The sequence below is a fragment of the Streptomyces sp. AHA2 genome, assembly GCF_036857595.1.
Classification (GTDB): Bacteria; Actinomycetota; Actinomycetes; order Streptomycetales; family Streptomycetaceae; genus Streptomyces.
Genome location: NZ_JAUQWJ010000002.1, coordinates 54,815 through 67,211, shown reverse-complemented (window position 1 = coordinate 67,211; position 12,397 = coordinate 54,815). Strand labels below are relative to the sequence as shown.

The window sequence follows — 12,397 nt, the reverse complement described above, 5'->3', positions numbered from 1 at the left end:
GTGGTCTCCTTCGCTGTACTGCCCGACCACCGTAACTCCGCCTAGTCTGGGCTCCGCCCAGGAAGGGCAAAGGGCCGCACAAGGGGCCGCAAAGGTCATACAGACGCATGGGGGAAGACATGTCCGACGGCCACGAGCACCACGGGCACGAGCGCGTGCCGAGCAGGCAGCGCAGGCGCTTCCCCGGGATCTCCTCGCGCGCCTACGAGCATCCTGCCGACCGCTCGGCCCTGGTGGCGCTGCGCAAGCTGAGCGGTTTCGACACGGTGTTCAAGGCGCTCAGCGGCCTGCTGCCCGAGCGCAGTCTGCGGCTGCTGTTCCTGTCCGACTCGGTGCGGGTCTCGGACCAGCAGTTCTCGCATCTGAACGTGATGCTGCGGGACGCCTGCTACATCCTGGACCTGGAGAAGGTCCCGCCGATGTACGTGACGCAGGACCCGCAGCCCAACGCGATGTGCATCGGCCTGGACGAGCCGATCATCGTCGTCACGACGGGCCTGGTCGAGCTGCTGGACGAGGAGGAGATGCGGGCGGTCGTCGGCCACGAGGTCGGTCACGCGCTGTCCGGGCACTCGGTCTACCGGACGATCCTGCTGTTCCTGACCAGCCTCGCGGTCCGGGTGGCCTGGATCCCGCTGGGCAACCTCGCGATCATGGCGATCGTGACCGGGCTGCGGGAGTGGTTCCGCAAGTCGGAGCTGTCGGCGGACCGGGCGGGCCTGCTGGTCGGGCAGGACCTGCAGGCGTCCATGCGCGGACTGATGAAGATCGCGGGCGGCAACCACCTGCACGAGATGAACGTGGACGCCTTCCTCGCCCAGGCCGAGGAGTACGAGGCCGGCGGCGACCTGCGCGACTCGGTGCTGAAGATCCTGAACGTACTGCCCCGTTCCCACCCCTTCACCACCGTGCGGGCCGCCGAGCTGAAGAAGTGGGCCGCGTCGCGGGACTTCCAGCGGCTCATGGACGGTCACTACGCGCGCCGCGAGGACGACAAGGACACCTCGGTCCGTGATTCCTGGCGCGAGTCGGCGAACCACTACAGCAGCACGGTGAAGAACTCCAAGGACCCGCTGATGAAGCTGGTCACGGACATCGCGGGCGGCGCCGGCGACCTGGGTGACCGGGTCCGCCGCGGCTTCGGCGGATTCACCGGTTCGGCCCAGCAGCGTTCCGGGGACACGGACGCGCCGGGTTCGTCGGACACGCCCGGGGACGACCGTCCGCCGGGCGACGGCAGGTAGTCGGACGACGGCAGATGGCAGGGCGGCAAGGGCAGGCAGCCGGACGACGGGAGCCGGCCCCGGCAGCGGCCGGGGGTCAGACCTTCGGCTGCGCGCTCGTCGCCAGGGTGCCGCACAGGGCGGTGGCGCTGCCCGTCGCGTAGGGGTCGGTGCCCGCGGGGCCGCCCTCCTTGGCCGTCTGGCCGGCGAGCAGGGGGCGCAGGTGGTTCGTGGAGTCCTCGGCGCAGGACAGCGGGCCGGCCTGGACGTAGGAGACCACGAGCCGGGCCTGGTGCAGGCGCAGGTCCTCGCGGTCGAAGCGGAACTGCAGCTCGCGTCGCAGGGTGAACAGGGAGACCTCGTCCTTCGCGGCGGCCCCGGCCGGACGCAGGGCGTACACGAAGGTGTGGTCCGCGGTGACCTCCAGCGTGGAGGAGTCGGTCTCGGCGGCCTGCAGGGTGCCCTGCACCCGTACCTCCCGCTCGGCCAGCTCGGCGCGCGAGGGGTCGAAGCGGACCAGCCAGCCGGTGGGCGCGTGACGGCCGTCGGCGGTCGGGCGGGCGAAGCTCTGGTCGAACTGGTCCAGCTGCTCGGGGTCGAGCAGGACGCGCACGGAGCGCACCTCGCGCCCGGTGAGCACCTCCGGGTCGAGGGCGGAGCGGACGATGTAGTCCTTGGCGGTGGTCAGGGCGGTGACGACCTGGCTGTCGGAGAAGTGCGCGGTGCGCCGCGAGGCCGGCAGCGGCACGCCCTCCGCGCCGGACTTGAACTGCGCGGCGGGGCTGTGCGCGTACAGGTACGCCGGGTCGGCCGTGCCGGGCACCTCGCCCTCGGGGGCGAGCGGGATGACGGTCATCCGCAGGGGCTCGCCGGGTCCCCGGGCGGCCGGGGTCTGGTAGGGGTGGCGCACGCCCATGTAGATCGCGGTGCCGAAGGCGACGGCGATGAGCAGGACCAGGACGAGGGCCTGCCGGGACAGGCCCCGGCGCAGGGGCGGGCGGCGGCGCACGGCGGGCGCGTGGTCGGCGATGCGCTCCTCGGCGGAGAACTCCTGGAGGCGGGCAGCGCGGACGAAGGATTCGTCGAAGACGACGGATCGATACTCGTCCTCGCCACCTCCGGGAGCGCCCTCGGGAGTCCCCTCGGGTGGGTTGCCAGGCCCGCTCATATCTTCACTGTAGGTTCCGCGGAGCCCGGGTAAACGCCGGGCTGCTCCACAAGTTGTGACAGGTTCTCACCCGGGTCGGCGGGTTCCGGTCAGGGGGTGCGCGGGATCACCGACATGGCCGGCCGGGAGTGGTCGGCGGATGCGGACGGCGCGGTCCCGCTGCCCTGCTCCGGCCCGGTCGAGGTGGGCGGGGGCAGCGGTTCCTCGCGGTCGGCGGAGGCTCCCCGGTAGACCGCGGTGAAGGCCAGGGCGACCATGCCGACGCCCATCACGAGGGCGAGCACCCAGGCGACGGGGCGGTGCCAGCGGACCTGCCTGGAGTAGGGCCCGGGGTGGCGGTGGTCCTCGAGGACGTCCGGGTCGTCGAACTCGCCGAGGCCGGAATCATGGCCGAATCCGCCCCGGGGGTCCGAACCGAACCCGTCGTCGTAGCGCTCGCCTCTGGCGTGGGCCCGGCGGGCCTCCGCCTCGGAGGCCTCGGCTCTGGCCTGCGCGGCGGCCAGGAGGCGTTCGACGGCGGTCGGCTCGTGCACCACGGCCGCGCGTACGAAGGCCTCGTCGAAGACCACGGAGGCGAACTCTTCGTCCGACACCCCGCGGTCGTGGTCGTCGTCGGGCTCCCGGCCGTCCGCGAACGGCGTGCCCCCCACGTCCTCCGGCACGGATCCAGAGTAGACCTGGGGGGTCAATTTGGGCAGACGGTATGGAAATTCATCCGCCTTCCGGGGCGGCTCTCGCGGGGCGCCCGGCGGCGCGCGTCCGGCAGGTCCGCGCCCGTGCCACGCGCGTGCGCCGCCCGGGGCCGTCCCCGGCGGGGTATGCGGCGATCCGCATACCCCGTTACGCCGTTCGGGTCAGCGCCGTACGTGGCCGTCGCCGGTCACGATGTACTTGGTGCTGGTCAGCTCCGGCAGGCCCATCGGGCCGCGGGCGTGCAGCTTCTGCGTGGAGATGCCGATCTCGGCGCCGAAGCCGAACTGGCCGCCGTCGGTGAAGCGCGTCGAGGCGTTCACGGCGACGGTGGTGGAGTCGACCAGCTGGGTGAAGCGGCGGGCGGCCTGCTGGGAGGTCGTCACGATGGCCTCGGTGTGGCCGGAGGTCCACAGCCGGATGTGCTCCACGGCCTTGTCCAGGGAGTCCACGACCGCAGCGGCGATGTCGTACGACAGGTACTCCGTCTCCCAGTCCTCTGCGGTCGCCTCCACGACGGTGGCCTTGGAGTTCCCGGCGTAGGCCTGCACGCGCTCGTCGGCGTGCACGGTGACCCCGGCCTCCGCCAGGGCGTCCAGGGCGCGGGGCAGGAACGCGGCGGCGATGTCCTGGTGGACCAGCAGGGTCTCGGCGGCGTTGCAGACGCCGACCCGCTGGGCCTTGGAGTTGACGAGGATCTCGACGGCCATGTCCAGGTCGGCCTGGGCGTCGACGTAGACGTGGCAGTTGCCGGTGCCGGTCTCGATGACGGGGACGACGGACTCCTGCACGACCGTGTTGATCAGGGAGGCGCCGCCGCGCGGGATGAGCACGTCGACCAGGCCGCGGGCGCGCATCAGCTCGCGCACGCTGTCACGGCTCTCGCCCGGCACGAGCTGGACGGCGTCGGCGGGCAGCCCGGCCCCGCCCACGGCGTCGCGCAGGACCCGCACGAGGGCGGTGTTCGACCGGTAGGCCGAGGAGGAGCCGCGCAGCAGGACGGCGTTGCCGGACTTCAGGCACAGGGCCGCGGCGTCGACGGTGACGTTGGGCCGGCCCTCGTAGATGATGCCGACGACGCCGAGGGGCACGCGCACCTGGCGCAGGTCGATGCCGTTGGGCAGGGTGGAGCCGCGGACGACCTCGCCGACCGGGTCGGGCAGGGCGGCGACGTCACGGACGTCGGAGGCGATGGAGCGGACCCGCTCGGGGTTCAGGGTGAGCCGGTCGATCATGCCGTCGGCGAGACCGGCCTCACGGGCCCGGGCGACGTCCTCGGCGTTGGCCTCCACGATCTCGCTCGTGCGGACCTCCAGCGCGTCCGCGATGGCCAGCAGCGCGTCGTCCTTGTCGGCCCGCGGCAGCGGCGCGAGGGACGCGGCGGCGGCCTTGGCGCGGTAGGCGGCCTCGGTGACCGGGGACATGGAGTCGTACGGAGAGAGCGTGGTCATGAGGGAAGGGTAGTGCGCCGGACGCGCCGGTTCACCGCCTGTTCCACAGCCCGAGACGCTTCCCGGACGGCTGTCAGAACGGATGGATGCCCACGGGAGAGGCGGGCGGCGGGCCGTACCCCTCGGCGACGCGCTGGTGGTACGTGGCCCGGTCGATGACCTCCAGGCCCACGATCTCCCAGGGCGGCAGGCCGGCGGTCTGCCGGTGCTCGCCCCACAGCCGCAGGGCCACCGCGGCCGCGTCGTGCAGGTCGCGGGCCTCCTCCCAGTAGCGGATCTCCGCGTGGTCGACGGCGTAGCGGCTGGTGAGGAGGAAGGGGTGGTCGTGGGCGAGCTGCTCCAGGGCGCGCCGGACCTCGGGCAGCGGGGCCTGCTTGCCGGAGACGCTGAGAGTGACGTGCCACAGGCGCGCGGTCTCCGCGGGCTGCTCCCCGTCGAACCGGTCTCCGGCCGCCACGCTGGTCAGGGCGCGCTCCTCACCGGCCGCGCGGGAGCCGGCACCACCACGGGACACGGTGGCCCCAGGGCGCACTCGTCTCACGACGGCCTCCTTCGCTCAGCGGCGATGCTGCGGGACAGTTCCCCGAGACAAAGTTGAGCAGGCCGCAAGGGTTCGTGGGGCGGTTTTGCGGAACGTCCACCACCGGGGGCGGACCTTTCGGAACATTACGGGTGCAGGACCACCAGGTCGTCCCTGTGTACGACCTCGCGTTCGTACGCGGGGCCGAGATCCCGGGCCAGCTCCCGGGTGGAGCGGCCGATGAGCCGGGGGATCTCCTTGGCGTCGAAGTTGACCAGCCCCCGGGCCACGGCGTGCCCCGTGCCGTCGCGCAGCTCGACCGGGTCACCGGCACTGAAGTCGCCCTCGACGGCGGCGATGCCGGCGGGCAGCAGCGACTTGCGGCGGTCCACGACGGCCCGCACGGCGCCGTCGTCCAGGGTGAGCGCGCCCTGCGGGGTGGAGGCGTGCTGGAGCCACAGCAGCCGGTCGGCGGAGCGCTTGCCGGTGGGGTGGAACCAGGTTCCGGTGTCCTGCCCGGCGAGGGCGTCGGCGGCGTGGACGGCGCTGGTCAGGACGACGGGCACACCGGCGGCGGCCGCGATCCGGGCGGCCTCGACCTTGGTGACCATGCCGCCGGTGCCGACACCGGCCCTGCCCGCGCTGCCGATCTCGACGTGGGCGAGGTCTGCGGGATCGCGGACCTCGGCGATGCGGGAGGTGCCGGGCCTGGCCGGGTCGCCGTCGTAGACGCCGTCCACGTCGGACAGCAGGACCAGCAGGTCGGCGTGGACGAGGTGGGCGACGAGGGCGGCCAGGCGGTCGTTGTCACCGAAGCGGATCTCGTCCGTGGCGACGGTGTCGTTCTCGTTGACGATCGGGAAGGCGCCCATCGCCAGCAGCTCGTCCAGGGTGCGCGAGGCGTTGCGGTGGTGGGCGCGGCGGCTCATGTCGTCGCTGGTCAGCAGCACCTGGCCGACGCGCACGCCGTAGCGGGCGAAGGAGGCGGTGTAGCGGGCGACCAGCAGGCCCTGCCCGACACTGGCGGCGGCCTGCTGGCGGGCCAGGTCCCTGGGGCGGCGGCGCAGGCCGAGCGGGGCCAGTCCGGCGGCGATGGCACCGGAGGAGACCAGGACGATCTCCTTCTCGCCGCCGCTGCGGACCTTGGCGAGGACGTCGACCAGCGCGTCCACGCGGTCCGCGTCCAGGCCGCCCGAGGCGGTGGTCAGCGAGGAGGAACCGACCTTGACGACGATCCTGCGGGCCTCGCCCACGGCCTGCCTTGCCCCTGCCACGTCCCCGTCCGTCCCCTCGCGTCGCTTCGGTGCCTCACCGGCGGAATCTCCGGTGTCCCACCAGGGAAGTCCTCCGGTTCTCCCTCACGGAATCTACGGGACGGACCGGCGGGACGCCTCGCCGGTCCACGCTACGGACGGCGCGTCCCACCTGACGTGACCATGATCTCCATACCCCGATGACGACAGCAGCGCAATCTTCCGCTACGGTCCCTGGGCACGGCAGGACGACGATCGTCCGACACCCCGACGTCACGCACGTGTCGTCGGGAGACAGCCGCGCGTTAACCCGGACGGCCGATATGCGCCGAACCGACGCACCTGGAGTGACCGCAGTGCCCCTATCTCTCCCCCGTCCGCCTGCCCTGTACAAGGGGCTGGCGGCCGTCGCCCTGGCCGCAGCCTTCGCCGCTCAGGCGGTCGCCGCTCTGCTGCCCAACGTGCCGCTGCTGCTCGCCTCGACCGCCCTCTCCCTGGCCGTGGAGGGGGTGCTGTACAGGTGGCAGCGCGGGGTGCTGTCCCTGTTCGCCAAGTCGCACGCGGACATCACCGTACGGCACGTGCTGCGGGACCTGCTGCTCGTCGTGGCCCTGCTGCGGCTCGGCGAGCAGGACCGGGAGACGGTCTACGCCCCGCTCGTGGCCGGACTGCTGCTGTTCTACGTGCTGCACTTCGCCGTGCAGGCGGCCTCGGTCCTCGTGCGGCGCAGCCGCACCCTGCCGGTGGTGACCCGGAACATAGACGCCTCCGCGCTGCGGCTGTCCCCGGCCCCGGCCGCGCTGCTGCGCCGCCCCGGCCAGCGGCTGCTGGTGTTCGGCCTGCCGACGACGGTCGGGCTGCTGGCCGCTGCGCCGGGCGACGACCCGGTGTACGCCGCGGTGGGCATCGCCCTCTCGCTGGTCCTCTGCCTGGGCGGCCTCTGCGCGCTGCTGCTGCGGCTGCTGCCGAGCCGCCGGCCGGCCGGCGAGGAGGAGGTGCTGGCGTGGTTCGACCAGTGGCTGGCGGAGTACCGGCCGACGGCCGGGCTGTACTTCTCCGGCGGGGTCTCCTCGGCCTACCAGGCGAACATGTGGCTGGAGCCCCTCGCGCACATCGAGGGCAGGCCCATCATCGTGCTGCGCGAGCGGTTCATGGTGCAGAAGATCGCGGCGACGGACATCCCGATCGTGTGCCTGCCGAAGGTGTCCACGCTGATGCGGCTGGAGCACTCCACGCTCCAGGTGCTCATCCACCCGTCGAACTCGGGCAAGACCTCCCAGGTGCTGCGCATCCCGACGATACGGCACACCTTCGTCAACCACGGCGAGAGCGACAAGCTGTCCTCGTGCAACCCGTACGCGAAGGCGTACGACGAGGTGTGGGTGGCCGGGCCCGCCGCACGCGAGCGGTACGCCCTGGCCGAGGTGGGCGTCGAGGACAAGGACGTGGTCGAGACGGGCCGCCCGCAGCTGGACGGCGTCCTGCCCCACGCCGGTCCGCCGAAGGGCGCCTACACGACCGTGCTGTACGCCCCGACCTGGGAGGGCTGGGACGGCAACCCCGGCAACACCTCCGTGGTCGCGGCCGGGGAGAACCTGGTGCGGGCGCTGCTGGCCGACCCGGGCGTGCGGCTGCTGTACAAGCCGCATCCGCTGACGGGCTCCGTCGATCCGCGTGCGGGCGCGGCCGACCTGCGCATCCGCGAACTGATCCGCGCGGCGAACCGGCAGCGGCAGCAGTCCCAGCCGCAGGCCGCCGGTGAACTGGCACGGCTGACGGCCGAGCTGGAGCGGCTCACCACCTCGGTGTTCCGGTCCGGGGCCGACGCGGCGGAGCGGATGCTCGTCCAGTCGGCGCCCGAGCCGGGCCGTGCCGCGGCGGTGCGGCGGGCGACGGCCGCGTGGGAGGCGGCGTACTGGGCCTCGCTGCCGGCCGGTGAGCACCAGATCATCACGGACGCCCGGCCCGCGCTGTACTCCTGCTTCAACGCGGCCGACCTGCTGATCAGTGACGTGTCGAGCGTGATCAGCGACTTCCTGGCGAGCGAGAAGCCGTACGCGGTCGCCAACACCAGCGGGCTGCCCGAGGACGCCTTCCGTGCGGCGTTCCCGACGGTGGCGGCGGCGACCGTGCTGACGCCGGACGCGACGGGCGTGCCCGCGCTGCTGGAGACGGTCCGGCACCCGGAGAACGACGAACTCGCCGAGGCCCGGGCCGAGTTGAAGCTGCGGCTGCTGGGTCCTGCCGAGCCCTCGTCGCAGGAGCGCTTCAACGCGGCCGTGCAGGCGCTGTGCCAGGAGGCCCGGGAACACCGGGCGCGGGTGGCGGAGCGGCTGACGACGGAGCGCCTGGCGGCGGAACTGCCGGGTCAGCGCACGGAGGCGGCCGTGTCCAGCGCACCGCGCTGACCGCCGGCGGGACAGCCACCACGGGGGGCGCCGGGCGATCTCGGCGGCCCCCGTCGCGCTGTTCACGCCGCCGCCCGGGCCCCGCGGGCCGCCCACACGCTGCGCGCCTTGCGCACGGCCCGGCGCACGAACGTGTCGACACCGCTCTCCCGGTAGCCCGGGAACGCCCGGGCCTCGCGGGGCTCGGCGAGGTAGACCGCGTCGGGGATGCCCGCTTCGCGGTCGCGGAAGTGCGGGTAGGCCAGGTAGAGGCGGCGGCCCTTCTTCTCCAGGAGGGCGGCGGCCTGCTTCTTGGCCTTGACGAACTCCACCACGTCCGGCAGCAGGTCGGGCCGCTGCTCGGCGACCAGGTGCAGCCGCAGCCGCTCGTGCACCTTCAGGCGCCGGGCGACACCCTCGGTCCAGTGGGCGTCCATCAGCGGCGCGGCCAGCTCGAACTTGTGCCGCCGCACCTCCTCGCTGTCCGTGAGGTACTTGGGCCCGAACTGCGGCAGCAGCGTCACCAGGAACGGCCGGACCATCAGCTGGTCGCGCCGGCCGCCCGCGGGGACGTGCTCCGCGATCAGGTTCATCAGGGCCCGCGCGGAGTCGAAGCGCAGGGTGTAACCGCCGCTCCTGGTCACGTGCTTGCCGTCGTCGCGGCCCACCAGGTAGTAGCAGGTGTGGTCGGCGACGATCGAGACGCCGTCCGCCCGCAGGTACGCCTCCATGGTGAACAGCGCGTCCTCGCCGGTGAACAGCGACTCGTCGAAACGCATGCCGTGCCGCTCCAGCAACTCCCGGCGGAACAGCTTCTGCGCGCTGAGCGTGAACTTGATGTTGGAGGAGAAGACGTCCGTCCGCTCCACCGTCGCGCCCCACATGGACTTCGGCGCCGAGCGGTTGACGCCCTCGACCTTGCCGAGGACCACGTCCGTGCCGGCCCTGTCGGCCATGGCGACCATGCGCTCCAGCGCCTCGGGGCCCAGCCGGTCGTCGGCGTCCAGGAAGAAGACGTAGCGCCCGGTCGCCTTGTCCAGGCCGACGTTGCGCGGGCCGCTGGGGCCCCCGGAGTTCTCCTGCCGGATCACCACGACGTGCACGGGAGCCCGCTGGGCGAACTCCTCCAGATACTCCCCCGTGCCGTCCGTCGAGCCGTCGTCCACCGCGATGACCTCGATGCGCTCCGGACCGATGGTCTGCGCCTCGACCGAGGAAAGGCAATCGATCAGGTACGGCATCGCCTCGTACGCACCGATGATCACGCTCACATCAGGCTGCGCGGCCACGTTCCCTCCCAGTTCGACGGGATGTTCCCCGGTAGCACCTCATTGGCTACCTGATAGACGGGTGCCGGGAACAAGCGGTTGTCCGGCAGTCGGGTGTTCCTGCCTCACCTCACCTGTACGGCGAGCGGAGCCGGAAACGTCAAGGAGTCCGGCCCCGAGGCACTCCCTCGAAGCCGGACTCCTCGGCGCGGTGGCCGGTCACACCGTGGCGGCTCCACCGGTGTCACCGGCGGCGGGCACCCGCTGCCCGGGCACGGTGTTGGTCAGCTCGGCCTCGGCCTGAGTCTCGGCCTCCGCCTGGTCGAGCGCGGCCGCATCCCGTGACCGCAGGCCGACGTTGCGTGTCTCGGCCTTCAGTGCCAGGTTCGCGACGGCCGCGTTGAACTGCTCCAGGGAGGTCGGCTCGTCCGGGCCCAGCAGGTACTGCTTGAGGTCCTTGCGGTCCTCGGCCAGCGGGTCGGCGGCCGGGTCGCGGACGGCGCTCAGCAGCTCGCCCAGCTCGGCGGCGCTGTTGGTGAGGATCACCGCGGCACGCACCGCCGTGTTGTTCCGCTTGAACTCCTCGGCGCCCACCCCGGCGGAGTCGGTGACCGCGTAGGGCTTGCCGCTGGCGATGAAGTCGGACACCACGCTGGAGATGTCGGAGACCATCGCGTCGGAGACGTTGAAGCAGTCGTACAGGGCCGGCTCGGCGCCGGTGATCACGCGGTGCTCCCACGTGGGGAAGGAGCGCCAGTAGGCGTCGTTCCACTCGGCGCGCAGCCGGGCGACCTCCTCGTGCCGGGCGGTGTCGAGCAGCCCGTCCCGGGTGGCTTCGGCCTCGTCGACCCGGTCGGATCCGGCACCGGACAGCTGGGCGAGCCGGGCCTCGACGCGCTGCAGCTCGGCCTTGGCCTGCGCCTGGGCGGCGGTGTCCGGGAGGAACCGGGGATCGAGGGCGCGCTCGGCGGCGGCCTTCTCCACCAGGGCGGTGATCCGCCGGTGCGCGGCCTCGGCCTCCTTGCTGACGGTGCCGGTGAACGGGTGCGGCTTGTACAGGACGCGGACGGGCGGGTCGGCCGCGACCAGCTCGCGCACGATGTTCTCGCCGGCCAGAACGATCGAGGTGTTGCCCGGGTTGCCGTCCCAGCCCTCCCAGGTGGGGGCGTACAGCACGGTCGGCATGCGGCCCTCGGGCACGCCCCGCCAGGTCTGGATCGGGGCGAGCTGGGGGCGGCCGACCTCGACGATGTCCTCGTCGCGGACACCGACGTCGGCGATGGCGTAGCGGTCGCGGCCCGCGCGGCCGGCCGTCCAGACCTCGTCGTAGACCTTGCTGTACGGGTTGACGCTGGCGAGCTTGTCGCTGTCGCCGTGGCCGATGAAGACGTGCTTCATGGTGGGCACGCGCAGCAGGTGGATGTTCTTGCCGACGTTGGCCGCGTAGAGCGCGACGCGCACGGTGGACAGGTCCAGGTTCATCAGGTGCACCCCTCCGGGGACGCAGATGACGGGGACCGTCGTGGGCGCCAGGTTGGTGAGGATGACGCGCTCGCGCAGGATGATCAGTGGCCTGGAGTCCAGCTTCTCCATGGTGTCCAGCCACATGTTGACCTGGTAGGCGGAGTCCTTGGACCCGGAGAAGTACAGGACGGTCTCCGGCTTGTACTCCCCCAGCCAGTCGTCGACGGCGGCCAGTACCCGTTCGGCGTTCGGCGGGATCCGCCCGCCGCACACGTACGGCACGAGCACGAGGACGTACAGGGTGGCGAGGGCCAGTGTGAGTCCGATGCCGATGAAGCCGATCAGGGACGATTTCACCTGGGCGGCGACCACGATGCCGACGACCGCCGCCAGGTCGAGGTGCAGCATCTTCTCGGCGGAACGGTGCAGCAGCACGTACGGCGGGGCGTCGGGAATGCGGATGCGCGAGCCGAGGTCGACGTTGCGGGTGGCGACCGGCATGCGGCGGCGGTTGCGGATCAGCTGGACCAGCGCGCCGTGCGGGGCCTGCAGACCGTAGAAGGCGATGAAACAGGCGATCGCCCCGTAGTAGATCAGGTTGTCCGCGAGGGACAGCCGGGCCAGCAGCAGGACGAGCAGCAGCTGCCGGATCAGGAAGCGGATCGACAGGCCGGCCCGGACCTTGCCGAGGCGGTTGATCAGGTAACTGCCCTTGTGGTGCAGATAGTGGTCCGCCAGGTACGTCACGGCGGCCGCCGCCGCGAAAGCGGGGACGCTCGGCACGAGCGCGGCCAGCATGAGGGCGGGGAAGCTCGCCACCATGAGGATCGCCGCGGCCAGCTCGGCCGCGCTGCCCACCCTGGCGACGCGAATAGCTGTGGATATCACGGAGGAACCTGCTCTTGTGAGGGGTCTGCCGGTCTTGCTCACGGATGCGGCTGGTCTGTGAAGACGCCCAGGGATACGGATGCAG

Annotated in this window: 9 protein-coding genes; 2 read left to right on the top strand and 7 right to left on the bottom strand. The window is 72.2% G+C overall.

What is annotated here, in order from left to right; translation table 11 throughout:
- The first annotated feature begins 119 nt into the window (after positions 1–119).
- Positions 120–1,244, top strand: coding sequence for a M48 family metalloprotease (locus Q5694_RS04125; protein ID WP_333931283.1), 1,125 nt, complete (start codon positions 120–122; stop codon positions 1,242–1,244).
- 76 nt (positions 1,245–1,320) lie between these two features.
- Here the strand turns inward: Q5694_RS04125 and Q5694_RS04120 are convergent, their stop codons facing one another.
- From Q5694_RS04120 to proB, 5 genes are all read right to left on the bottom strand, one after another.
- Positions 1,321–2,391: an SCO2583 family membrane protein gene (locus Q5694_RS04120; protein WP_333930625.1), complete on the bottom strand. Its 1,071-nt coding sequence runs from the start codon at positions 2,389–2,391 to the stop codon at positions 1,321–1,323.
- Between the two features lie 89 nt (positions 2,392–2,480).
- Positions 2,481–3,053 carry an SCO2584 family spore wall biosynthesis protein gene (locus Q5694_RS04115; RefSeq protein ID WP_443040811.1) on the bottom strand — a complete coding sequence of 191 codons (573 nt, stop codon included), beginning with the start codon at positions 3,051–3,053 and terminating at the stop codon, positions 2,481–2,483.
- Between the two features lie 192 nt (positions 3,054–3,245).
- On the bottom strand, positions 3,246–4,532 hold the full coding sequence (locus Q5694_RS04110) for a glutamate-5-semialdehyde dehydrogenase (RefSeq protein WP_333930623.1): 1,287 nt from the start codon (positions 4,530–4,532) through the stop codon (positions 3,246–3,248).
- A 73-nt stretch (positions 4,533–4,605) separates the two neighbouring features.
- On the bottom strand, positions 4,606–5,064 hold the full coding sequence (locus tag Q5694_RS04105) for a hypothetical protein (RefSeq protein WP_333931282.1): 459 nt from the start codon (positions 5,062–5,064) through the stop codon (positions 4,606–4,608).
- A gap of 134 nt (positions 5,065–5,198) precedes the next feature.
- Positions 5,199–6,305 (bottom strand): glutamate 5-kinase, encoded by a 1,107-nt coding sequence (proB, locus tag Q5694_RS04100; protein ID WP_333931281.1) that lies wholly within the window; start codon positions 6,303–6,305, stop codon positions 5,199–5,201.
- 323 nt (positions 6,306–6,628) lie between these two features.
- Here proB and Q5694_RS04095 point away from each other — a divergent pair, with 323 nt between their 5' ends.
- Complete coding sequence (locus Q5694_RS04095; RefSeq protein WP_333931280.1) at positions 6,629–8,713, top strand: hypothetical protein; 2,085 nt, start codon at positions 6,629–6,631, stop codon at positions 8,711–8,713.
- A gap of 62 nt (positions 8,714–8,775) precedes the next feature.
- Here the strand turns inward: Q5694_RS04095 and Q5694_RS04090 are convergent, their stop codons facing one another.
- Both Q5694_RS04090 and Q5694_RS04085 read right to left on the bottom strand, forming a co-directional pair.
- Positions 8,776–9,981: a glycosyltransferase family 2 protein gene (locus tag Q5694_RS04090; RefSeq protein WP_333930622.1), complete on the bottom strand. Its 1,206-nt coding sequence runs from the start codon at positions 9,979–9,981 to the stop codon at positions 8,776–8,778.
- Positions 9,982–10,179: 198 nt separating this feature from the next.
- Positions 10,180–12,312, bottom strand: coding sequence for a hypothetical protein (locus Q5694_RS04085; RefSeq protein ID WP_333930620.1), 2,133 nt, complete (start codon positions 12,310–12,312; stop codon positions 10,180–10,182).
- Positions 12,313–12,397 lie beyond the last annotated feature (85 nt).

Excerpts from the sequence above, each read along its gene's own strand:
- Q5694_RS04120 (WP_333930625.1), bottom strand. The coding sequence starts at position 2,391 with ATGAGCGGGCCTGGCAACCCACCCGAGGGGACTCCCGAGGGCGCTCCC.
- Q5694_RS04125 (WP_333931283.1), top strand. The coding sequence starts at position 120 with ATGTCCGACGGCCACGAGCACCACGGGCACGAGCGCGTGCCGAGCAGG.
- Q5694_RS04095 (WP_333931280.1), top strand. The coding sequence starts at position 6,629 with ATGCGCCGAACCGACGCACCTGGAGTGACCGCAGTGCCCCTATCTCTC.
- Q5694_RS04110 (WP_333930623.1), bottom strand. The coding sequence starts at position 4,532 with ATGACCACGCTCTCTCCGTACGACTCCATGTCCCCGGTCACCGAGGCC.